This window comes from Corynebacterium frankenforstense DSM 45800, assembly GCF_001941485.1.
Lineage (GTDB): Bacteria > Actinomycetota > Actinomycetes > Mycobacteriales > Mycobacteriaceae > Corynebacterium > Corynebacterium frankenforstense.
On the sequence record NZ_CP009247.1, the window covers coordinates 1,291,808 to 1,312,575 of the forward strand.

Genomic DNA, 20,768 nt, shown 5'->3' on the forward strand with positions numbered 1-20,768 from the left:
GGGGTCCCGGAGGCCGCGGACCTGCGGTACCTTGGTGCCCATGGGAACGATCGTCTGGTTCATCGGCGCCCTGGTGCTCGCGGGTCTCGAGCTCGCCGCCGGGGAATTCACCTTCCTCATGCTCGCCGCAGGTGCCCTGGCCGCGACCGGGACGTCGCTGGCCGGCGTGCCGGAGTGGGCCAACGTGCTGGTGTTCGCCGTCGTTTCGATCGGTCTCATCGTCTTCCTGCGCCCCTGGCTGCGCCGGAAGATGCAGAAGCCCCTCGCCCTGGACACCTCGCCGCGCGCCCTCGTCGGGCGGTCGGCCGAGGTGCTCGAGCCCACCGACGCCCACAACGGTCAGGTCCGCCTCGACGGCTCGATCTGGTCGGCGCGCTCGATGGACCCGTCCGTGACCTTCGGCGCGGGGGACTCCGTCACCGTCGTTCGCATCGACGGCACCACCGCCGTCGTCTGGAAGGAGCCCTGACCCCATGGCAGGCCTGATCGTCCTGCTGGTGATCCTGGTCTTCGTCGCTCTCGTCGTCTTCAAGTCCATCGCCCTGATCCCCCAGGGCGAGGCGGCGGTCATCGAGCGGCTCGGCCGGTACACCCGCACCGTCTCGGGCGGCATCACGCTGCTCGTCCCCTTCATCGACCGGGTCCGCGCCCGGGTGGACACGCGTGAGCGCGTGGTGTCCTTCCCGCCGCAGGCCGTCATCACCGAGGACAACCTGACCGTGGCCATCGACATCGTGGTCACGTTCCAGATCAACGACCCGGCCCGCGCCATCTACGGCGTGGACAACTACATCGTCGGCGTCGAGCAGATCTCCGTGGCCACGCTGCGCGACGTCGTCGGCGGCATGACCCTGGAGGAGACCCTGACCTCCCGTGAGGTCATCAACCGCCGCCTGCGCGGCGAGCTGGACGCGGCCACCACCAAGTGGGGCCTGCGCATCTCGCGCGTCGAGCTGAAGGCCATCGACCCGCCGCCCTCCATCCAGCAGTCGATGGAGAAGCAGATGAAGGCCGACCGCGAGAAGCGCGCGACGATCCTCACCGCCGAGGGACAGCGCGAGGCCGACATCAAGACCGCCGAGGGCGAGAAGCAGGCCCGCATCCTGGCCGCGGAGGGCGAGAAGCACGCCGCGATCCTGGCCGCCGAGGCCGAGCGCCAGTCCGAGATCCTGCTCGCCGAGGGCCGCCGTGCCGCCCGCTACCTCGAGGCCCAGGGTGAGGCCCGCGCGATCCAGAAGGTCAACGCGGCCATCCGCACCTCGAAGCCGACCCCGGAGGTGCTGGCCTACCAGTACCTGGAGAAGCTGCCGAAGATGGCCGAGGGCCAGGCCTCCACGATGTGGATGATCCCGTCGCAGTTCGGCGACACCCTCGAGCAGTTCGCCAAGGCGTTCAGCAACAGGGACGACGACGGCGTCTTCCGCTACGAGCCGGCCGACGTCGACGCGGAGACCCGCGAGATGGCCGAGGAGGGCGACACCGAGCAGTGGTTCTCCACCGAGTCCGACCCGGAGATCGCCGCCGCCGTGGCCGCCGCCAACGCCGTGGCCAACAAGCCCGTCGACCCGGAGATGCCGCTCTCCGGCGAGGAGAAGGCCCCCAAGGCCGCCACGTCCCGCCGACGTGACGGGGACGCCGGAGACGCGGGGGACGCCCGGGACGCGGGCGTCGGTGCCGGCACGGGTGCCGCGACGGCCGCGGGTGCCCCGGACCGCGGCATCGCCGCGCCGACGCAGCCGAGCGACGGGCCCGCGCTCAGCGACGACGTGTGGGGTACCGGGCCGCAGTCGCCCCAGGGGCGGCCCGCCCCGCGGCACGGCCGTCCCGACGAACACCGTTAGCGCTGCGGTGCAGCGCTGACCCGCACCACCCCGTACTGACCGGCGCCACCGCGGCGCCGGTCAGTCCTGTCTCAGCCCTCTTCCGGGGTCGCCTTCTGGGCCGCCCGGATCAGGTTGACCGCGAGCTGCCACCCGGCGTTCTCGGCCTGCCAGCCGGCCGCGCGCAGCCGCTGGGAGATGGCCTGCTTGGTGATGCCCAGGCGTTCGGCGGCCTCGATCTGGTTCATGCCCGTGCGCATCAGGGAGGTCGCCTCGCGGCCCTCCAGGGAGCGCTTGGCCAGCACCTGGCCGAGCAGCAGGAAGACCGCCGCGATGTCGCCGCCGGCGGTGCCGGTCGCGTCCGGCAGGACGCGGGCGCGCACCAGGCCCGGGCGCGCCGCCCTGCCCAACGCCGCGGTGGCCGCCTCGGCCGCGTCGTGGGCGGCGTCGGTCACGCCGAGGCCGAGGGCCCACTCGCCGTCGGAGAGCAGCGCCATGACGGTGTCGCAGAGGCTCTCGGGCGTCTCCACGCGCGCCCGGATGTCCTCGACGCCCAGCCGCTCGAACTCGCCGACGCCCGGCAGCGTGGCCAGCGCCTCGGCGCTGCGGCGCACCAGTTCGGCGCGGTGGGTGCTGCGGCCGCGGTAGCGGGCGTGCAGGGCGAGCACGGGGACACCTCCGGAATCAGGCGGGAAAGGGGAGAAGGGGGAAAAGCGGCGCCGGTCAACGATGCGCTGGGCGCCAGCCCGCCGACCGGCATCGGGCCGGCAGCCGAATGGCGTTCGACAGCGAGGCCGGTCAGGCCTCCACCCTTGATCTGCCTCCCGACTGTACCGGCATCCGGTGGTCGACGGCGAGGCCGACGAGCCCGACCAGCGCGAGCGCCACGGTGAAGGCGATGACGACCGGGTCGGCGTGCCCGGTCAGCGTGTCGCCGAAGAAGACCAGCGCCACGGTGCCGGGGGCGGAGCCCACGCAGGTGGCCACCGCGTAGGGCAGCACGCGCACCGGCGAGAGCGCGCAGGCGCAGTTGAGCACGAAGAAGGGCACCCCGGCGATCATGCGCAGGGAGCCGACGGCCAGCCAGCCGCGCTGACGCAGCCGGGCGTTGATGCCCGCCACGGCCGGGTGGTCCAGCCGTGGGCGGATCCATTCGCCGATCAGGCCGCGCACCACGCCGAGCGAGACCACGGCGGAGACCGTCGTGGCGGTCACGGCCACCAGCGCCCCGGTCCAGGGCCCGAAGAGGATGCCCGAGGCCAGCGTCAGGAAGGTGCGCGGCACGGGCAGCTGGGTGACCGCGACGTAGAACAGCCAGAAGGCGACGACGAACCAGTCGCCGGCCGAGTCCGACCACGCCCGCAGGGTGGCCAGGCTGGGCAGGTCCACGGTCAGCGTCAGCACGATGAACGCGCCGAGCGCGGCGGCCACCAGCACCTTGCGGTGCACCGGCCAGCCCAGCACCGTGCGCCAGGCGTCGGCGACGAGCCCGAGCACGAAGCCGGTGAAGCTGCGCACCCAGCGGCCGAGAGCGGCCATCACCCCTCCGCGGCCGGGCCACGGCCCGGCTTCGGGGCCTTGATCACCGGCGGGCGCCACATGCCCATCTCGTGGACACCCTCGCCGTGCTTGGGCAGGCGGCCCATGGGCACGAAGCCGAGGCGCTCGTAGAGGTTGGCGGCGTCGGGGGTGCTCGCCTCGAGGTAGACCGCCTCGTCGCCGGCGCGCTCGAGGCCGTGGTTGAGCAGCGCGGTGCCCACGCCGCGACGCTGCGCGGCGGGGGAGACGGCCAGGGTGTAGAGGTACCAGTGCGCGAAGCGCGGCTCGAAGGAGGACTCCTGACGGTCGCGCAGCACGGCGGTGGCGGCGTGGCGGCCGAAGAGGGAGACCCAGTCCTTGATCGCGGAGATCTTCTCCACCGGCCCCGGCTCGTCGTCGGGGGTGCTCCACAGCGCGACGCCGAGCGGGGTGGCGTCGTCGGTCTCGCCGTCGACGGCGACGTCGATGCGGCCGTGCGGCAGGTAGTGGCGCCTGATCTGGGCGGAGAGCATCCGCTCGAGCGTCTCCCGGTGGCCGAACCCGCGCGCCAGCGGTGTCACGCGGCGGAAGGACGGGTCGTCCTCGAAGGCGTCGACGAGGATCTTGATCGCGTCGTCGTGGTCAGTGTCTCGGTAGCTTCTCACGGATACAGTCACGACCGTCGATTCTAGATGCGGCCGCGCATACGCGTGATCCCGGGCCACCGTCAGACGGTGACCCGGGATCGGATCGTGCCCGGAGGGGGACTTGAACCCCCACGTCCGTTAATAGGACACTAGCACCTCAAGCTAGCGCGTCTGCCATTCCGCCACCCGGGCAGGGTGGTCGTCGCCGCATCGCGGCGCGCAACGAGGAACACCTTAACCCGAACCCGGTTCTCGGAACAAATTGCCAGTTCACACCGCTTTCCGACGTCCCGTCGCCCCCGCGTGGGCGAAAACGCCCCCGCGACGGCGCATGTTTAGGTACAAACGGGGGCATGAGCAACCACGACTACGCCAACGACCCCCGTTTCCCCGGCCCGGACCCCTACGCGCCCCTGAAGGACCTCCCGGGCTTCGAGCTGACCTCCGAGGACATCGAGGACGGCGCGCAGCTGCCGGCCGCGCAGACGGACGCCGGGAACGTCTCGCCGCAGCTGTCCTGGTCCGGCCTGCCCGAGGGCACCAAGTCGCTCGCGGTGACCTGCTACGACCCGGACGCCCCGACCGCGGCCGGCTTCTGGCACTGGGCCGCCTTCAACATCCCGGTGTCCACCGAGGGCCTGCCCACCGGCGCGGGAGCGGAGGACGACCTCGGCATCGACGGGGTGACCGCCCTGCGCAACGACGGCGGGTCGCGCGCCTTCGCCGGCGCCGCCCCGCCGCCCGGCCACGGCCCGCACCGCTACCTGTTCGCCGTGCACGCCGTGGACGTCGAGCACCTGGACGTCGACGCGGACGCCACCCCGACGGTGCTCGGCTTCAACCTGTACTTCCACGCCATCGGACGCGCCATCCTCTGGGGCTGGCACGAGAACGAGTGAGCGCCCCGGAACATGGGGCACCGCGCGCGGACGGCCGCACGGGAGACCACGGTGCCGTGCCGGCCGGGCTGCGCGTCGGCGGCGCCTTCCTCGGCGTCGCCGCGGTGGCCCTGCTGCTGCTCGTCCTCGACGTCGTCGGCGAGGGTGTGGGCTCCCCCTTCGAGTTCACCCCGCGCGTGCTCACGATCCTGCTCGCGGGCGCGCTGCTCGGCGCCTTCGCCACGACCCGGCGTGACGAGCCCGGCAGCCGTGCCAAGGTCATCGCCCTGATCGTGGCGGTGCTGCTCGTCGTCGCGAGCCGTTTTCTCCCCCCGGAGCCCGCCTACGCCACCGCCCAGCACTGGGTGCTCGGGCTCGTGGTCGTGGCGGGCGTGTGCGCCTGGCTCATCCGGCGCAGCTTCGCCTAGGCGGCCAGCCAGGCCTTCCGGCAGCCGACCGCCTCGGCGATGTTGTTCATGCCCTGGCGGCGCAGCTGCTCGGCCAGGCCGCGGTGGATGTCGCGGATCCAGTCCGGGCCGCCGTAGATCATGCCCGTGTATCCCTGCAGCAGGCTCGCGCCCGCGGCGATGCGCGCCCAGGCCTCCTCGGCGGTGAAGATGCCGCCGGAGGCCACGAGCACGACGTCGCTGTCGGCGAGCCGGGCGTGCAGGCGCTCGAGCACCTCGAGTGCGCGGGCGGCCAGCGGCGGCCCGGAGATCCCGCCGGCGCCCATGGCCGCGACCTCGTCGGGGTCCGTCTCCAGGTTGTCCCGCGAGATCGTGGTGTTGGTCGCCACGACACCGGCCAGGCCGAGCTCGAGTGCCAGGTCCGCCACGGCGTCGACGTCCTCGTCGGAGAGGTCCGGGGCGATCTTGACCATCACCGGGGTGTCGGTCTCCTCCTGCACGGCGGCGAGGATCGGGCGCAGCGCCTCGACGGCCTGCAGATCGCGCAGGCCCGGGGTGTTGGGGGAGGAGACGTTGACCACCACGTAGTCGGCCAGGTGGCCGAGCAGGTGGGCGCTGGTGCGGTAGTCGTCGACGGCCTCCTCGGCCGGGGTGACCTTCGTCTTGCCGATGTTGATGGCGATCACGCCCGCGCCGCGGCGTGCCTTGAGGTTGGCCGCCGCCGCGGCCGCGCCCGGGTTGTTGAAGCCCATGCGGTTGAGCAGGGCCTTGTCCGCCGGCAGGCGGTAGAGGCGCGGGGCCGGGTTGCCCGGCTGTCCCTTGGCGGTCACGGTGCCCAGCTCGGCGTAGCCGAAGCCGCAGGCCTCCCAGACGTCGGCGACCTCGGCGGCCTTGTCGAAGCCGGCGGCCAGGCCCAGCGGGCGTTCGAAGCGCAGGCCGAAGAGCTCCTGGGCGAGGATCGGGTCACGCACCGGGAAGATCTTCGAGACGGCCGTGCGCACCGGGCCGACCTTCTGCATGACGCGCAGCGCGGACATGATGATGCCGTGGATGCGCTCCGGCGGGATCTGGAACATCACCTTCAGGGCGGCGGCGTAGGCGCGGTGACGGAGGTCGAGGGTCACGGTGGATTCTCCCGGGTTCGTTAGGGAAGTGGAGGGTGGAACGGAGCGCGCAGTCTGGGGCGCGCCCAGGCTCAGGCGCCCAGGCTCAGGCGCGCGGGCTCAGGCGCCGGCGGCGTCGGGGACGACCTGCACGCCGGCACCGGTGGCGGAGACGGCGACCAGCGTGCCGTCGTCAAGCACGACGACGCTCTGCGCGTCGGGCACCGCGCGCAGCTGCGTGGTCTGCTCGGGGCTGCCGGAGGAGAGGTCGAAGGCCCGCAGGCCGCGGTCGCCGGGCGAGGAGACCCAGGCGCGCTTCGCGTGCGGGTCCCAGGCGACGGCCCAGGGCTCGCCCTCGACGGGGATCGTCTGGTGCAGGCGGATGACGTCGTCGGTGGTGTAGACCGCCAGCTGGCTGCCGGTCGCGTCGGCGGCGAGCAGGATGTCGTCCTCGCCGGGGGCGACGGTGCCCACGCCGAGGCCGACGCGCAGCCGGCCGCCCTGGCGCGGCGGGTCGTTGGTCCAGTCCACGTCCTGGATCGTGGTGTCCGGGTTGAAGGTGCGCACCACGGCGTCGTGCCCGCCGTCGCGGCCGGGCACGGAGACCAGCTCGGTGGCCGGGTCCTCGACGTCGATGTGCTCGGTCGAGCCGTCCGGGCGGGTCATGACGATCTCGGGGTCGTCCGCGTTGGCCGTGAACAGCTCGCCGGAGGCGACGAGCGCGGCGCGGGTGGCGTCACCCTCCACGTCGCGGTGCTCGGGCCGGGCCGGGTCCGCGGGGTCGAAGAGGAGGACCTCGGAGCCGCAGGCGAGGACGAATCTGCCCGCGCCCTGGGTCAGGGTGCCGCAGGCGGGGTCGGTCTCGACGACCTCGGCCTCGCCCGCGCGCAGCTGGGCGACGGTGCCGAAGGCGACCGCGTCGCTCCCGCGCAGGCCGACGACCTCGCCGTCGGTGACCGCCGCGGAGATCTCGCCGAGGCCGTCCGGGGCCTCGAGCGTCTCACCGTCGGGTGCGTCTCCGGCGGGGTCGGAGACCGCCGGGCGGGCGTTGCCCATGTTCTCTTCGGTGCCGTCCTGACCGTCCGTCCCGCCGCATGCGGTCAGCGTCAGCAGGGCGGCGGTGAGGAGGGGGAGGCCGATGGCGCGCTTTCTCACAGACAGCCAGCCTAGCAGTGCCGCCGGGGCGTCCCGTCCCCGCCGGTCGGCGCCCGTCAGGCCGAGACGTCGTCGAGCGCGCGGGTGATCGCCGCGGGCAGGCGCACCCCGTCGGCGGCGAAGGCGGCCCGCGCCTGGGCGGGGTCGGCCGGGCCGGTCACCGCAGCGGCCACGCCCGGCCGGTCGCGCACCCAGGCCAGGGCGGCCACCGCCGGGTCCACGCCCAGGCCCGCGGCGGCGGTGCGCAGCGCGTCGACGATCGTGCGGGCCCGGGCACCCAGCAGCGGGTGCGCCTCGGCCGGCAGCTCCCCGCGGGCGACGCCCGCGAGCACCCCGTGGCCCAGCGGCGCGCGGGCCAGCAGCCCCACGCCCAGGTAGCCGGCCGCCGGGGCCAGGTCCTCCTCGGGCTGGCGGACGAGCAGCGAGTACTCGGCCTGCGCGGCGACGATCCCGCCGGCGCCCGCGGTACCCGCCGTGCAGGCCAGCTGCCAGCCCGTGTGGTCGCGCACCCCGGCGTAGCGGACCTTGCCGGAGGCGACGGCCGCGGCGAGCGTGTCGGTGACCTCGCTCATCGGCGTCTGCCGGTCGAAGTAGCCCACCGACCACAGGTCCAGGTGGTCGGTGCCCAGCCGGGTCAGGGTGCGGTCCAGCTGGGCGAGCAGGCTGCGCCGCGAACAGTCCACGCGGCGACCGACCGGGGCGGTCGGGTCGACGCCGGCGGCCGAGGAGAGGACGAGCTCCTCGCGCGGCAGGTCGGCCAGCACGCGGGCGAGCACCTCCTCGGCGCGCCCGGCGCCGTAGGCGGGGGAGGTGTCGACGAGGCTGCCGCCGGCGTCGAGGAAGGCCCGGGCGATGGCCCGGGCGTCGTCGGAGTGGGTGGCCGTGCCCCAGGCGTCGGTGCCCAGTCCGAGGGCGCCGACGCGCAGCCCGGAGCGGCCCACGGTGCGAGATTCCACCCGCCCCACCCTAGTGGGTAGGGTGTTCCGCGTGAATGACGTGACGACGCTCGCCTCCGGCGCCCCGGAGGCCATGAGCTGGGCCCAGGTGATCGTGCTCTCCATCGTGCAGGGACTCACGGAGTTCCTGCCCGTGAGCTCCTCAGGCCACCTGCGGATCGTCTCCGAGCTCTTCTGGGGCCAGGACGCCGGGGCCTCCTTCACCGCCGTGGTCCAGCTGGGCACCGAGGCCGCCGTGCTGGTCTTCTTCGCCCGCGACATCTGGCGCATCCTCACCGGCTGGTTCCGCGGCCTGCGCGACCGCGGGGCCCGCGGCCTTGACTACCGCATGGGCTGGATGGTCATCGTCGGCACCATCCCGGTCGGCCTCATCGGCTTCTTCGGCAAGGACCTCATCCGCGAGAACCTGCGCAACCTGTGGATCACCGCCACCGTGCTCGTGCTCTTCTCCTTCGTGTTCATCCTCGCCGAGCGGCAGGGGCGCAAGACCCGCGGCTTCGAGGAGCTGACCATGAAGGACGCCGTCGTGATGGGCCTGTGGCAGTGCCTCTCGCTGATCCCGGGTGTCTCGCGCTCCGGCGGCACCATCTCCGGCGGCCTCTTCCTGGGCCTCGACCGCGAGGTGGCCACCCGGTTCTCCTTCCTGCTGGCCATCCCGGCCGTGCTCGCCTCCGGTCTGTTCTCGCTGCCGGACGCCTTCGACCCGCAGGCCGGCCAGGCCGCCACCGGCATGCAGCTGGCTGTCGGCACCGTCATCTGCTTCGCGCTCGGCTACGTCTGCATCGCCTGGCTGCTGAAGTTCGTGTCCAACCACTCGTTCGCGTGGTTCGCCGCCTACCGCATCCCGGCCGGCCTGATCGTCATGCTGCTGCTGGCCACCGGCGTGCTCCAGCCGGTCTAGGCCGGCCCGCCGCGCGTCGGCCGGTACCGGTCCGCCGGCCCACGTGAGGCCGCCTGTCCGCCGCCGCGTCGCGGCGGACGGTTAGAGTGTGGACCATGCGATCCTGGCCCCGCCCCGAACTCACCCACGCCGCCGGCACCGCCGTGCCGCTGAAGCTCTTCGACACCGCCGACCAGGCGGTCAAGCCCGTCGAGATCCCGGCGTCCGGCCCGGTCGGCCTCTACGTCTGCGGCATCACCCCCTATGACTCGACCCACCTGGGCCACGCGGCGACCTACCTCGCCTTCGACCTGGCCCACCGGGTGCTGCTCGACAACGGCCACGAGGTCCACTACGTCCAGAACGTCACCGACGTCGACGACCCGCTCTTCGAGCGCGCCGAGCGCGACGGGGTGGACTGGCGCGAGCTCGGCGACGGGCAGATCGACAAGTTCCGCGGCGACATGACCGCCCTCGAGGTCATCCCGCCGCAGGACTTCATCGGCGCGATGGAGGCCGTCGACGAGATCGTCGTGCTCGTGCAGAAGCTGCTGGACAAGGGCGCGGCCTACGTCGTCGACGACCCGGAGTACCCGGACGTCTACGCCCGCGTCGACGCCACCGAGAACTTCGGCTACGAGTCCAACTACACCCGCGAGGAGATGGCCGCCGCCTTCGCCGAGCGCGGCGGTGACCCGGACCGCCCGGGCAAGCGCGATCCGCTCGACGCGCTGATCTGGCGCGCCCACCGCGACGGCGAGCCCGCCTGGGACTCGCCCTTCGGCCCGGGCCGTCCCGGCTGGCACGTCGAGTGCTCGGCGATCGCCACCGACCGGCTGGGCTCCAGCTTCGCCATCCAGGGCGGGGGCAGCGACCTGGCCTTCCCGCACCACGAGTACTCCGCCGCCCACGCGGAGGCGGGGCTCGACGTCGCGCGCATGGCCGGCCACTACGTGCACTGCGGCATGATCGCCCTCGACGGCACCAAGATGTCGAAGTCGCTGGGCAACCTCGTCTTCGTCGCCGACCTGGTCGCCGCCGGCCACGACCCGTCCGCCATCCGCCTCGGCGTCTTCGCCGGGCACTACCGCGAGGACCGCGACTGGTCCGACGCCGTGCTGGCCGAGGCCGAGGAGCGCCTGGCCGCCTGGCGCGCCGCGGCCGACGCCGCCCAGGACCCCGACGCCGCCAAGGCCGTCGTCACTGCGCTGCGCGAACGGCTCTCCGACGACCTGGACACCCCGGGCGCGCTCGCGGCGCTCGACGGGTGGGCGCGCGACGTCGTCAAGCACGACGGCGCGCGGCGAGGGCCGGCGGGGGAGACCGTCGCCGAGGCCGTCCACGCCCTGCTCGGCGTGCACGTCTAGCCGTAATCGGTGACAATGGCGCCATGAGCATCCGCGCTGACTTCCAGCCCCGCATCGACGAGTACATCAGTGACCTGGAGACCTTCGCCACCGGCGCGTACCTGCGCGAGGGCGAGACGGACAGCTGGGAGGCGCCCTACGACGCCTCCGCTCTGGGCGAGCTGCGCGGGATCCTCGAGGACTTCCTCGACCGCCTCGACCGGGTGCCCGACGACCCCGAGGCCGAGCTGCTCGAGCCCGTGGTCGCCCGCACCCTCGAGGAGCTGACCACGTTCAACTCGAAGCACGCCGACGCCGTCCTCGAGCCCGAGGAGTTCGACGAGCTCAACGAGCTGATCACCGACGCCGCCGCCGCGACCGGCGCGACCGACGAGACGCTGACGGCGCTGCCCGTCCTCGAGTGAGTCCCGCCTGGTAGGCTGCCCCTTCCGGAAACATCCTGCGGAAAGGTGGCACGAATACTCATGGCGGCTTCGACGGGGCGTACGCCCGCGGCGGTCTTCTTCGACATGGACGGCACGATGGTTGACTCGGAGCCGTTGTGGGGGATCGCCACCTTCGAGCTCAGCGAGAAGCTGGGCCGCCGGCTCACCCCTGAGCTGCGGCAGGCGACCATCGGCGGGTCCTTCCCGAACACGCTGCGCATCTGCGCCGAGCACGCCGGGGTCACCGTCGACGAGGCGACCGCCGACCGGCTGCGCGAGGAGATGTTCGCCCGCGTGGCCGACCTCTTCCGCGAACGCCTCGAGCCCAAGCCCGGCGTGCGCGACCTGCTCGGTGATCTGAGGTCTGCGGGGGTGCCCGCCGTGGTCACCACGAACACGGTGCGCCCGCTGGCCGACCTCGCCATCGACGCGGTGGGGCGCGACTTCTTCGCCGACGCCGTCACCGGCGACCAGGTGGCCCGCTACAAGCCGGCGCCGGACATGTTCCTCGAGGCCGCCCGGCGCACGGGCAACAGCCCCGTGGACTGCGTCGTCTTCGAGGACTCACTGGCCGGGATGTCCGGCGCGCTCGAGGCCGGCTGCGTGGTCATCGGGCTGCCGGAGGACCCGGACCAGGTCCCGCAGCCGGGTGCGGCGGACCTCGGCGAGCTCAACGGCGAGCGCAGTTTTGTGGGCGTCGACGCCCACCGGGTGGGGGTGTGGTTCGACCGACTGTCGGGGGTGTAGCGCGGCGCGTGCCATAATGAAGCCGTGAAGAACTTCGACTCTCTGTTTGCTGAACTCGCTGACCGTGCCAAGAACCGCCCGGAGGGCTCGGGGACCGTGGAGGCCCTCGACAAGGGGATGCATTTCCTGGGCAAGAAGGTCAACGAGGAGGCCGGCGAGGTGTGGCTGGCCGCCGAGTACCAGTCCGACGAGGAGCTGGCCGAGGAGATCTCCCAGCTCGTCTACTGGTCGCAGGTGATCATGGTGGCCCGCGGGCTCGAGCCCGAGGACATCTACCGCTACCTGTGAGCCGCACGCCGACCCCGCCCGACGCAACAACCCCCAGGAGTCACTGAAACCGCAATGCTCAAGATCGCCATCCCCAACAAGGGCTCGCTCTCCGAGGTCGCCAGCAGCATCCTCAAGGAGGCCGGCTACTCCGGCCGCGGCGACACGAAGGCCCTCAACGTCGTCGACCGGGACAACGGGGTGGAGTTTTTCTTCCTGCGCCCCAAGGACATCGCCATCTACGTCGCCGCCGGCCACCTCGACCTGGGCATCACCGGCCGGGACCTGGCCCGCGACTCGCGCGCCGACGTCCGTGAGGTCATGTCGCTGGGCTTCGGCAACTCCACCTTCCGCTACGCCGCCCCGGCGGGGCAGGAGTGGACCCCGGAGAAGCTCGACGGCAGGCGCATCGCGACCTCGTACCCGAACCTGGTCCGCGCGGACCTGGCCGAGCGCGGCATCTCCGCCGAGGTCATCCGGCTGGACGGCGCGGTGGAGATCGCCATCCGCCTCGGCGTGGCCGACGCCATCGCCGACGTCGTCTCGACCGGGCGTACGCTGCGCAAGCAGGGTCTCGAGCCCTTCGGCGAGGTGCTCTGCGACTCCGAGGCCGTCGTCGTCGCCCGCGCCGACGCCGAGCTGACCGAGGAGCACCAGGTGATCCTGCGCCGCTTCCAGGGCATCCTCAACGCGCACAACTACGTCATGCTCGACTACAACATCGCCCGCGAGAACCTCGAGGCCTCCTCGGAGATCACCCCGGGACTGACCGGGCCGACGATCTCGCCGCTGACCCGCGAGAACTGGGTGGCCGTGCGCGCGATGATCCCGCGCCAGGAGGCCAACAACGTCATGGACCGTCTCCAGGCCGTCGGCGCCGAGGCGATCCTCGCCAGCGACCTGCGGATCGCCCGTATCTGAGTGCAACCCGGGTCACCGGGGCGCGTGCAGTTAATTCTCTTCACAACTGCATGCGCCGTTTCTTATGCCTCATTCGGGGGTGATCAATCGTTGAACTGGACTTCTGAGGCTTGCCATACGTCTCACTGGCGTTCTGCTCATATGAATGCCCTATAAGTGCAGAAAACTGCTGGGTAACAGGTACTTTTGACTCCGGTATGGTGGTGGGCAACATCCCGGCCAGCGCCGCGGGCCCCCACACCAGGGGGTGACGTGCCCGGGATGGCACTGAATCGCGGCGATACAGAAAGGAATTCACACCCATGACTTCTTCTGAAGGCTCCACCAAGGACTCTGGCGTCCGCGTCGAGGAGGATCTCCTCGGCACCATGGAGGTCCCCGACGACGCGTACTACGGCATCCACACGATGCGCGCGATCGACAACTACAAGATCTCCGGCAAGACCATCAACGACGTCCCCTCCTTCATCCGCGGCATGGTCGAGGTGAAGAAGGCCACCGCCATGGCCAACCACCGCCTGCACGTGCTGCCGAAGGAGAAGGCCGACGCCATCGTCTGGGCCTGTGACCAGATCCTCGACGAGGGCCGCTGCATGGACCAGTTCCCGATCGACGTCTTCCAGGGCGGCGCCGGCACCTCGCTGAACATGAACACCAACGAGGTCGTCGCCAACCTGGCCCTCGAGCACCTGGGCAAGGAGAAGGGCGACTACGACGCCCTGAACCCGAACGACGACGTCAACATGGCGCAGTCCACCAACGACGCCTACCCGACCGGCTTCCGCCTCGGCGTCTACGCCGAGATGCAGAAGCTCATCGAGGCCTACGACAAGCTGTGCGACGCCTTCCGCGCGAAGGGCGAGGAGTTCGCCCACGTGCTCAAGATGGGCCGCACCCAGCTGCAGGACGCCGTCCCGATGACCCTGGGCGCCGAGTTCAACGGCTTCGCGATCAACCTCTCCGAGGAGCGCGCCATCCTGGAGAGCGCCGCGGAGAAGCTGCTCGAGGTCAACCTCGGCGCGACCGCCATCGGCACCGGCCTGAACACCCCGGAGGGCTTCCGCGAGGAGGTCACCAAGGCGCTGGCCGAGAACACCGGCCTCAACGTCGTCTCCGCCGAGGACCTCATCGAGGCCACCAGCGACAACGGCGCCTACGTGCTGGCCCACAGCGCGATCAAGCGCGCCGCGATGAAGCTGTCGAAGATCTGCAACGACCTGCGCCTGCTCTCCTCGGGCCCGCGCGCCGGCCTCAACGAGATCAACCTGCCGGAGCGTGCCGCCGGCTCCTCGATCATGCCCGCGAAGGTCAACCCGGTCATCCCCGAGGTGGTCAACCAGGTCTGCTTCCGCGTCTTCGGCAACGACATCACCGTCACCTGGGCCGCCGAGGCCGGCCAGCTGCAGCTCAACGTCATGGAGCCGGCCGTCGGCCAGGCCATGTTCGAGTCGCTGCTGACCCTGACCAACGCCGCCGACACCCTGCGCGAGAAGTGCGTCACCGGCATCACCGCCAACGAGGACGTCTGCCAGGCCTACGTCGACAACTCGATCGGCATCATCACCTACCTCAACCCCTTCATCGGTCACCACAACGGCGATGTCGTGGGCAAGGAGGCCGCCGAGACCGGTCGCTCCGTGCGTGAACTGGTCCTGGAGAAGGGACTCATCGACGAGGAGACCATGAACAAGGTCCTCTCGAAGGAGAACCTGATGAACCCGAAGTACCAGGGCAAGGTCTACGACGAGGACTAGGTCCCGTACCATCCCCAGTGACCGCTCCACCGCCCCCGGCTCCGGCCGGGCGGCGGCACGTCGCCTGCGCGAATGTGTTCTCCGGCGTCGAGGCGGTCCCCGTCTCCCGTCCCGGATCAAAGTCCCCGGGGCCGCAAGAAAGTAACCGCAAGTGATCATCCTTCAGATCCTCATCGTCCTCGGCGCCATCGTGCTCGGCGCCCGGCTCGGATCCATCGCGATCGGCTTCGCCGGCGGCGCAGGTGTGCTGCTGCTCGGCCTGACCGGCGTACCGGTGGAGTTCGACGCCATCCCGTTCGACGTCATCGGCATCATCATGTGCGTCATCGCGGCCATCTCCGCGATGCAGCGCGCGGGAGGCCTGGACCTGCTGGTCCACTGGGCCGAGAAGTTCCTGCGCCGCAACCCCCAGCAGATCACCGTCTGGGCGCCGATCGTCACCTACCTGATGACGCTGTGCGCCGGCACCGGCCACACCGCCTTCTCCACCCTCCCGGTCATCGTCGAGGTGGCCAAGGAGGGCAAGATCCGCCCGTCGCGTCCGCTGTCCGTGGCCGTCCCGGCCTCGCAGATGGCCATCGTCTCCTCGCCGATCTCCGCGGCCGTGGTCTTCATGGCCTCCATCCTGGAGCCGCTCGGCGTGGGCTACCTGACCCTGTTGGCCGTCGTCATCCCCGCGACCTTCCTCGCGATCTTCCCGGCGGCCATCCTGGCCAACAAGCTGGGCAAGCCGCTGGAGGAGGACCCGGTCTACCTCGACCGCCTGGAGCGTGGCCTGGTCGCCCCGCCGGCCGTCACCTCCGACTACAAGCCGACCCGCTCGGGCAAGATCTCCGTGGCCACCTTCCTGGTCGCGATCCTGCTCGTGGTCATCTGGGCCACCATCACCTCGGACAACGTCGGCCTGATCACGGATCCGACCCTGCCGCGCAACGAGGCCATTATGTCCATCATGCTGTTGGCTGCCACCGTGATCGTCGTGGTCACCAAGATCCCGGCCGGCGAGATCCTGGGCACCCAGGTCTTCCGCTCCGGCATGTCGGCCTGTGTCTGTGTCCTCGGTGTCGCCTGGCTGGGCACCACGATCATCAACGACAACATCGAGTCGATCGAGGCCTTCGCCGGTGACGTCCTCGAGACCGCCCCGTGGCTGCTGGCCGTGGTCATGTTCTTCGCCGCCGCCCTGCTTTACTCGCAGGCCGCCACGGCGAAGGCGCTCATGCCGGCCGCCCTGGCCATCGGCGTCAGCCCGCTGACCGCCGTCGCCGCCTTCCCGGCCGTCTCCGCCCTGTTCATCCTCCCGACCTACCCGACGCTGCTCGCCGCGGTCGAGATGGACGACACGGGCTCCACCCGGATCGGCAAGTGGGTCTTCAACCACCCGTTCCTGGTCCCGGGCACCCTGCAGATCGTGGTCTCCGTGCTGCTCTGCTACGCCCTCGGCGCGGTCCTCATCTAGGACGCCGCCTCAGGCGCAAAGGGCCCCGACCTTCCCGGTCGGGGCCCGTTCCCGTGTCTTGGGCCGGGTGCCTCACGCGTCGACGAGCACGAGCACGATGCCGCCGACGCCGAGCACGCCCATCGCCAGCGCCGTCAGCGCCACCCCGCCGACGTTGGCCGAGACCCGCCCGGCGGCCAGTCCCGTCGCCTCGCGCCGGTAGCGGGAACGCTGCCGGGCCAGGATCGTGCCCGCCACCGTCAGCAGCACGACGTAGAGCGAGAAGACCGCGGGGCCGTAGAGCGGGATCCAGCGCAGCAGCACCGCCGAGGCCGTCAGCGTCGCCAGCACGGTCCGCGACCAGGACAGGCTCGTGCGCTCCGGCTGCAGGCCGGGGTCGCCGTGAACCGCGGGAGCACCGCTCACGCGAGGAACACCCCGGCGGCCACCGCGCAGGCGATCACCGCGGCGGCCGAGAGCACGGGCACGATCGCCGGCACCGGCAGGGGGCGGTGCTCGCGCATCGCGCGCTCGACGCGCAGCCAGCGCACGGCCGCGCCCAGCGAGATGACGAGCCCGACGGCGATGACGAAGACGGCCAGCGCGACGCGCACGTCGCGTGGCAGCCCCTCGAGCTCGAAGGCGCCCAGCGCCACGCCGCCGGCCAGGAAGGCCAGCGAGGTGCGCGTCCAGGCCAGGAAGGTGCGCTCGTTGGCCAGCGTGAAGCGGGGGTCCGGCTCGTCGCCGTGGGGGAGTGCCACGCGGGCCAGCCACGAGCGGGTGTGAGTTCCGTTACTAGAATCCTGGGCGGTCACACCGACCATGGTAGCCGCGGGACTGATGGGTAACCTGGCACACATGGCACTCACCGACGTTGACATCGCGCAAGACCACACCCTCGAGCCCATCCAGGACATCGCCGCGAAGCTGGACATCCCGGCCGAGGCGCTGCACCCCTACGGCACCGACAAGGCGAAGGTGGACCCCACCAAGCTCCCGGACCGCGGTAAGAAGGGCAAGCTCGTCCTGGTCACCGGCATCTCGCCGACCCCGGCCGGCGAGGGCAAGTCGACCGTGCTGATCGGTCTGGCCGACGCCCTGTCCCGTCTCGGCCACCGCGCGGCCGCGGCCCTGCGCGAGCCCTCCCAGGGCCCCGTGATGGGCATCAAGGGCGGCGCCTGCGGCGGCGGCTACTCGCAGATCGTGCCCATGGCGGACATCAACCTGCACTTCACCGGCGACTTCCACGCCATCTCCGCGGCGACCAACACCCTGGCCGCGCTCGTGGACAACCACATCCACCAGGGCAACCGCCTGAACATCGACCCGCGTCAGGTCACCTGGCAGCGCTGCATCGACGTCAACGACCGCGCCCTGCGCGGTGTGGTCACCGGCCTGGGCGGCCGCGCCCACGGCGTGCCCGCCGAGACGAGCTTCACCATCACCGCCGCCAGCGAGATCATGGCCGTCATCGGCCTGGCCGACGGCCTGGCGGACCTCAAGGAGCGCCTCGCGGCGATCACCGTCGGCTACACGTACGACGGCGAGCCGGTCACCGCGGGCGAGCTCGGCGCGGCCGGCGCGCTGACCGTGCTGCTCAAGGACGCCGTGCTGCCGAACCTGGTGCAGACCCTCGGCGGCACCCCGGCCTTCGTGCACGGCGGCCCCTTCGCCAACATCGCCCACGGCTGCAACACGCTGGCCGCCACCCGCGCCGCCCTCGACTGCGCCGACATCGTGTGCACCGAGGCCGGCTTCGGCTCGGACCTCGGCGCCGAGAAGTTCTTCGACATCAAGTCCCGCGCCGGCGACCTCGACGTCGCGGGCACCGTCGTCGTCGCGACCATCCGTTCCCTGAAGTACAACGGCGGCGTGGACCGCGCCGACCTGGACGCCGAGGACGTCGACGCCCTCGCGCGCGGCGTCGCCAATCTCGAGCGCCACGTGGAGAACATCCGTCACTTCGGCGTCGAGCCCGTCGTCGCGCTCAACCTCTTCCCCTCGGACACCGAGGCCGAGCGGCGCTGGATGGCGGACTGGGCGCGCGAGTTCGGCGTCGAGCTCGCCGAGGCCGAGGTCTGGGGCAAGGGCGGCGCCGGCGGCGAGGCGCTCGCCGAGAAGGTGCTCGCCGGCCTGGGCGAGGGCTCGCACCCGATCTACGACCCGGCCGACGGCGTCGAGAACGCCATCGAGCGCGTGGCCTTCCTGATCTACCACGCCGGCCGCGTCGAGTACTCCCGCAGGGCGGAGAAGGACCTGGCCGCGCTCAAGGCCAACGGCTGGGACAAGCTGCCGGTGTGCATCTCGAAGACGCAGTACTCCTTCTCCGACGACCCGCACGCCCTCGGCGCGCCGGAGAACCACACCCTGCACGTGCGCGAGCTCGTCCCGCGCACCGGCGCCGGGTTCGTCGTGGCCCTGACCGGCGACGTGATGACGATGCCGGGCCTGCCGAAGAAGCCGGCCGCCGAGAACATCGACATCGACGCCGACGGCCGCATCACCGGCCTCTTCTAGGGCCTACTCGGGCACGATCGTCGTGCCCGGCGCCCCGCGCAGGTCGCCGGAGGTGATGTAGTAGGTCTCCATCGTGTTGTCGAGCATGACCTGCTGCTCGCTGACGGCGTCCGGCAGACCCGCGCCGACCTTCTTCAGCTCGCGGGCCACGTCCTCCGGCGCCCAGGAGGCGTCGATGTGGATCGGCAGGGGAGAGGTGACCCCGGCCAGCTGCGGGGTGACCTCGAGGCTCGCGACGATGATGTGGAAGTCGCCGTTGAGCGTGGTGATCTGGCCGGGGCCGGTGCGCTGCCACACGGCGGTGGTGCCGGCCGTCTGGACCGGGAAGCGCACGTTGAGGTTGTCCAGCACGACGCGGTCGGCGTCGATGCGGATCGCCGGGCGCTCGCCCTGCAGCGTGTCCACGGTGACGTAGGAGAGCTTGACGTTGCCCAGCAGCCTCGTCGAGTCCGAGCGCACCGTGTAGGTGGTGCCCGGCAGCGGGGGCATGCCGGCGATCGGCTCCGGCGGCGCGGTGTCCAGCCCCGGGATCTCCGGGGCGGGCGCGTCGGGCGCTGGCAGGCCGGGGAGCTCGGGCGCCTCGGGAACCAGCTCCTGCAGCTCGGAGGGCACCTCGGGCGGAGCGGGCAGCCCGGGCGCCTGGGGCAGCTCGGGTCCGGGCACGGCCGGGATCTCCGGCGCCGGCACCTCCGGCAGCTCCGGCAGCTGCGCCTGCGCGGCGGGGGAGGGGGAACCGGCGACGAGTCCGAGTGCCGTCACGGCGGCGACCGCCGCCGCGCCCGCCCCGGCGCCGGCACCTGCACGGCGCTTCGACGGGCGTTCCCCGGGACTCCAGGACAGCGCCATCGCGCCGCCGACGATCGCGAGCAGCGTGCCCAGGATGAAGCCGCCGAAGTTCGAGGCCGGCAGGGCGACCACGCCGAGGATCAGCGCGGTGACGCCGGTGAGGATGCGCCCGTCGCCGCGGAACCAGGTCATCAGCCCGCAGGTGATCAGCAGCGCACCGATGACCAGGGTGGACACCCCCGACATCGAGGAGATCTGCACCTGGATGTTGGAGACCTCGAAGGAGAGGTAGGCCGGGACCATGATGACCACGCCGGAGAGGACCATGAGCAGCCCCGCGACGAACGGTCGCCCGCGGCGCCACGCGCCGAAGCCGCGGTTCGCCTCCTCGAGGGTCGATTCCCCGTGCCGTCGGCGGCCGTCACAGGCTCTGCGCCCTCCGGCGTGGCCTCAACGGCCTCATCAGCCACAACGGCCTCAGTCTCCGGCTTCTCCTCCCGGATCAGCCGCCCGGTCCGGGTCCGCCTAGCATCGGCCACCGTCGGCCTCCTCGATGCTGATCTTCGCGCCCGCGGCGGTCAGCTGGTCGGCGGCGATGGACGAGGCGTGGATGACCTGGTCCTTGGCCAGCAGCTTCTCGGCGGCGATGCCGCCGGAGCCGGACGGCCCGCCCAGCTGCCCGGTGTCCACACCGATCTGCGGCTTGACCAGGGTCAGCGTGCCCTCGATCTCGGTGGCGCCGATGACCAGGTTGTCGGCCTGGGTGTTCGCGCCGTCGGTGACCATCTGGAACTTGCGGTCGCCGATACCGGGCACCTTCACGGGCGCGGACATGCACAGGTCGGTGATCGTCGCGTCGTCGATGCGCAGGCGCGAGACGCCCACGGCGCCGTCGGCCATCTCGTCGGAGTCGACGAAGAGGGCGAGGCCGGTGCCGTCGATGCCGCCGACCTGCTGGGTGAAGATGGTGTTGGACAGCGCCAGGTTGGCGGAGAGCCCGCCCTGCGCCATGGCGACGCCGGTTCCGGCGGTGGCCAGCAGGCCGAGGCCGAGGATGCCGGCGAAGCGCAGCTTACGGATGTGACCCATAGGAGTTCTCCCGTCACGTCTTTCCGTCGCAAAGGCGGCGGTGTCTAGTTGGGTGCGCTAAACAATAACGTGACTGCGGTCACCACGTACGAC

Annotated in this window: 22 protein-coding genes, 1 tRNA gene and 1 pseudogene; 13 read left to right on the forward strand and 11 right to left on the reverse strand. The window is 71.6% G+C overall.

Going from position 1 to position 20,768, the window contains the following annotated elements; all coding sequences use genetic code 11:
• Nucleotides 1-40 precede the first annotated feature (40 nt).
• Both CFRA_RS05590 and CFRA_RS05595 read left to right on the forward strand, forming a co-directional pair.
• Nucleotides 41-469 carry an NfeD family protein gene (locus CFRA_RS05590; RefSeq protein ID WP_075663810.1) on the forward strand — a complete coding sequence of 143 codons (429 nt, stop codon included), beginning with the start codon at nucleotides 41-43 and terminating at the stop codon, nucleotides 467-469.
• Between the two features lie 4 nt (nucleotides 470-473).
• Nucleotides 474-1,841 carry an SPFH domain-containing protein gene (locus CFRA_RS05595; protein WP_083666863.1) on the forward strand — a complete coding sequence of 456 codons (1,368 nt, stop codon included), beginning with the start codon at nucleotides 474-476 and terminating at the stop codon, nucleotides 1,839-1,841.
• Between the two features lie 71 nt (nucleotides 1,842-1,912).
• Here the strand turns inward: CFRA_RS05595 and CFRA_RS05600 are convergent, their stop codons facing one another.
• The 4 genes from CFRA_RS05600 to CFRA_RS05615 all read right to left on the reverse strand — a co-directional run bounded on the left by CFRA_RS05600 (nucleotide 1,913) and on the right by CFRA_RS05615 (nucleotide 4,177).
• Nucleotides 1,913-2,488, reverse strand: a complete 576-nt coding sequence (locus CFRA_RS05600) for a MarR family transcriptional regulator (RefSeq protein WP_075663811.1) — start codon at nucleotides 2,486-2,488, stop codon at nucleotides 1,913-1,915.
• Between the two features lie 130 nt (nucleotides 2,489-2,618).
• Complete coding sequence (locus tag CFRA_RS05605) at nucleotides 2,619-3,359, reverse strand: TVP38/TMEM64 family protein (RefSeq protein ID WP_075663812.1); 741 nt, start codon at nucleotides 3,357-3,359, stop codon at nucleotides 2,619-2,621.
• Nucleotides 3,359-4,015, reverse strand: coding sequence for a GNAT family N-acetyltransferase (locus CFRA_RS05610; protein WP_075663813.1), 657 nt, complete (start codon nucleotides 4,013-4,015; stop codon nucleotides 3,359-3,361). The genes CFRA_RS05605 and CFRA_RS05610 overlap by 1 nt, the downstream gene beginning before the upstream one ends.
• Nucleotides 4,016-4,091: 76 nt before the next feature.
• Nucleotides 4,092-4,177 (reverse strand) — tRNA-Leu (locus tag CFRA_RS05615).
• Nucleotides 4,178-4,338: 161 nt separating this feature from the next.
• Here CFRA_RS05615 and CFRA_RS05620 point away from each other — a divergent pair.
• Entirely contained in the window at nucleotides 4,339-4,884 is a 546-nt protein-coding gene (locus CFRA_RS05620) for a YbhB/YbcL family Raf kinase inhibitor-like protein (RefSeq protein WP_075663814.1), read from the forward strand.
• Entirely contained in the window at nucleotides 4,881-5,291 is a 411-nt protein-coding gene (locus CFRA_RS05625) for a hypothetical protein (RefSeq protein WP_245797706.1), read from the forward strand. The genes CFRA_RS05620 and CFRA_RS05625 overlap by 4 nt, the downstream gene beginning before the upstream one ends.
• On the opposite strand, the gene CFRA_RS05630 is transcribed toward CFRA_RS05625, so the two are convergent.
• From CFRA_RS05630 to CFRA_RS05640, 3 genes are all read right to left on the reverse strand, one after another.
• Entirely contained in the window at nucleotides 5,288-6,394 is a 1,107-nt protein-coding gene (locus CFRA_RS05630) for a quinone-dependent dihydroorotate dehydrogenase (protein WP_075663816.1), read from the reverse strand. The genes CFRA_RS05625 and CFRA_RS05630 overlap by 4 nt on opposite strands.
• Before the next feature lie 99 nt (nucleotides 6,395-6,493).
• On the reverse strand, nucleotides 6,494-7,528 hold the full coding sequence (locus tag CFRA_RS05635; protein ID WP_083666865.1) for a YncE family protein: 1,035 nt from the start codon (nucleotides 7,526-7,528) through the stop codon (nucleotides 6,494-6,496).
• Nucleotides 7,529-7,584: 56 nt separating this feature from the next.
• Entirely contained in the window at nucleotides 7,585-8,484 is a 900-nt protein-coding gene (locus CFRA_RS05640; RefSeq protein WP_075663817.1) for an aldo/keto reductase, read from the reverse strand.
• A 73-nt stretch (nucleotides 8,485-8,557) separates the two neighbouring features.
• On the opposite strand from CFRA_RS05640, the gene CFRA_RS05645 reads away from it, so the two are divergent.
• The 8 genes from CFRA_RS05645 (at nucleotide 8,558) to CFRA_RS05680 (ending at nucleotide 16,304) form a co-directional block, all read left to right on the forward strand.
• Entirely contained in the window at nucleotides 8,558-9,385 is an 828-nt protein-coding gene (locus tag CFRA_RS05645) for an undecaprenyl-diphosphate phosphatase (protein ID WP_075664904.1), read from the forward strand.
• A 95-nt stretch (nucleotides 9,386-9,480) separates the two neighbouring features.
• On the forward strand, nucleotides 9,481-10,731 hold the full coding sequence (mshC, locus tag CFRA_RS05650; protein WP_075664905.1) for a cysteine--1-D-myo-inosityl 2-amino-2-deoxy-alpha-D-glucopyranoside ligase: 1,251 nt from the start codon (nucleotides 9,481-9,483) through the stop codon (nucleotides 10,729-10,731).
• Nucleotides 10,732-10,754: 23 nt separating this feature from the next.
• Complete coding sequence (locus CFRA_RS05655; RefSeq protein ID WP_075663818.1) at nucleotides 10,755-11,135, forward strand: hypothetical protein; 381 nt, start codon at nucleotides 10,755-10,757, stop codon at nucleotides 11,133-11,135.
• 60 nt (nucleotides 11,136-11,195) lie between these two features.
• A complete protein-coding gene (locus CFRA_RS05660; RefSeq protein ID WP_075663819.1) occupies nucleotides 11,196-11,903 on the forward strand; it encodes an HAD family hydrolase in 708 nt (235 codons plus the stop codon).
• 24 nt (nucleotides 11,904-11,927) lie between these two features.
• Entirely contained in the window at nucleotides 11,928-12,191 is a 264-nt protein-coding gene (locus CFRA_RS05665; RefSeq protein WP_075663820.1) for a phosphoribosyl-ATP diphosphatase, read from the forward strand.
• 54 nt (nucleotides 12,192-12,245) lie between these two features.
• Nucleotides 12,246-13,091: an ATP phosphoribosyltransferase gene (gene hisG / locus CFRA_RS05670; protein WP_075663821.1), complete on the forward strand. Its 846-nt coding sequence runs from the start codon at nucleotides 12,246-12,248 to the stop codon at nucleotides 13,089-13,091.
• Between the two features lie 302 nt (nucleotides 13,092-13,393).
• Nucleotides 13,394-14,845 (forward strand): aspartate ammonia-lyase, encoded by a 1,452-nt coding sequence (gene aspA, locus CFRA_RS05675; protein WP_075663822.1) that lies wholly within the window; start codon nucleotides 13,394-13,396, stop codon nucleotides 14,843-14,845.
• A gap of 151 nt (nucleotides 14,846-14,996) precedes the next feature.
• Nucleotides 14,997-16,304: an anaerobic C4-dicarboxylate transporter gene (locus CFRA_RS05680; protein WP_075663823.1), complete on the forward strand. Its 1,308-nt coding sequence runs from the start codon at nucleotides 14,997-14,999 to the stop codon at nucleotides 16,302-16,304.
• 72 nt (nucleotides 16,305-16,376) lie between these two features.
• Here the strand turns inward: CFRA_RS05680 and CFRA_RS05685 are convergent, their stop codons facing one another.
• A complete protein-coding gene (locus CFRA_RS05685; protein WP_075663824.1) occupies nucleotides 16,377-16,709 on the reverse strand; it encodes a DUF202 domain-containing protein in 333 nt (110 codons plus the stop codon).
• Entirely contained in the window at nucleotides 16,706-17,107 is a 402-nt protein-coding gene (locus CFRA_RS05690) for a YidH family protein (RefSeq protein WP_075663825.1), read from the reverse strand. Before CFRA_RS05690 ends, CFRA_RS05685 begins: the two co-directional genes overlap by 4 nt.
• Nucleotides 17,108-17,141: 34 nt before the next feature.
• Between CFRA_RS05690 and CFRA_RS05695 the strand changes: the two genes are divergently transcribed.
• The gene (locus tag CFRA_RS05695) at nucleotides 17,142-18,800 is read left to right on the forward strand and encodes a formate--tetrahydrofolate ligase (RefSeq protein ID WP_075663826.1); all 1,659 of its coding nucleotides are present in this window, start codon (nucleotides 17,142-17,144) and stop codon (nucleotides 18,798-18,800) included.
• A 3-nt stretch (nucleotides 18,801-18,803) separates the two neighbouring features.
• Here the strand turns inward: CFRA_RS05695 and CFRA_RS11855 are convergent.
• Both CFRA_RS11855 and CFRA_RS05710 read right to left on the reverse strand, forming a co-directional pair.
• Nucleotides 18,804-19,946, reverse strand: a pseudogene (locus CFRA_RS11855) (DUF6114 domain-containing protein); the annotation flags it as partial.
• Nucleotides 19,947-20,111: 165 nt separating this feature from the next.
• Nucleotides 20,112-20,675 (reverse strand): DUF6230 family protein, encoded by a 564-nt coding sequence (locus tag CFRA_RS05710; protein ID WP_075663827.1) that lies wholly within the window; start codon nucleotides 20,673-20,675, stop codon nucleotides 20,112-20,114.
• Nucleotides 20,676-20,768: the final 93 nt, after the last annotated feature.

Bases quoted from the DNA above. Each gene is read 5' to 3' on its own strand.
- CFRA_RS05590 (WP_075663810.1), top strand. From the start codon at position 41: ATGGGAACGATCGTCTGGTTCATCGGCGCCCTGGTGCTCGCGGGTCTC.
- CFRA_RS05595 (WP_083666863.1), top strand. From the start codon at position 474: ATGGCAGGCCTGATCGTCCTGCTGGTGATCCTGGTCTTCGTCGCTCTC.
- CFRA_RS05605 (WP_075663812.1), bottom strand. From the start codon at position 3,359: ATGGCCGCTCTCGGCCGCTGGGTGCGCAGCTTCACCGGCTTCGTGCTC.
- CFRA_RS05620 (WP_075663814.1), top strand. From the start codon at position 4,339: ATGAGCAACCACGACTACGCCAACGACCCCCGTTTCCCCGGCCCGGAC.
- CFRA_RS05645 (WP_075664904.1), top strand. From the start codon at position 8,558: ATGAGCTGGGCCCAGGTGATCGTGCTCTCCATCGTGCAGGGACTCACG.
- mshC (WP_075664905.1), top strand. From the start codon at position 9,481: ATGCGATCCTGGCCCCGCCCCGAACTCACCCACGCCGCCGGCACCGCC.
- CFRA_RS05655 (WP_075663818.1), top strand. From the start codon at position 10,755: ATGAGCATCCGCGCTGACTTCCAGCCCCGCATCGACGAGTACATCAGT.
- CFRA_RS05660 (WP_075663819.1), top strand. From the start codon at position 11,196: ATGGCGGCTTCGACGGGGCGTACGCCCGCGGCGGTCTTCTTCGACATG.
- hisG (WP_075663821.1), top strand. From the start codon at position 12,246: ATGCTCAAGATCGCCATCCCCAACAAGGGCTCGCTCTCCGAGGTCGCC.
- aspA (WP_075663822.1), top strand. From the start codon at position 13,394: ATGACTTCTTCTGAAGGCTCCACCAAGGACTCTGGCGTCCGCGTCGAG.
- CFRA_RS05690 (WP_075663825.1), bottom strand. From the start codon at position 17,107: ATGGTCGGTGTGACCGCCCAGGATTCTAGTAACGGAACTCACACCCGC.
- CFRA_RS05695 (WP_075663826.1), top strand. From the start codon at position 17,142: ATGGCACTCACCGACGTTGACATCGCGCAAGACCACACCCTCGAGCCC.
- CFRA_RS05710 (WP_075663827.1), bottom strand. From the start codon at position 20,675: ATGGGTCACATCCGTAAGCTGCGCTTCGCCGGCATCCTCGGCCTCGGC.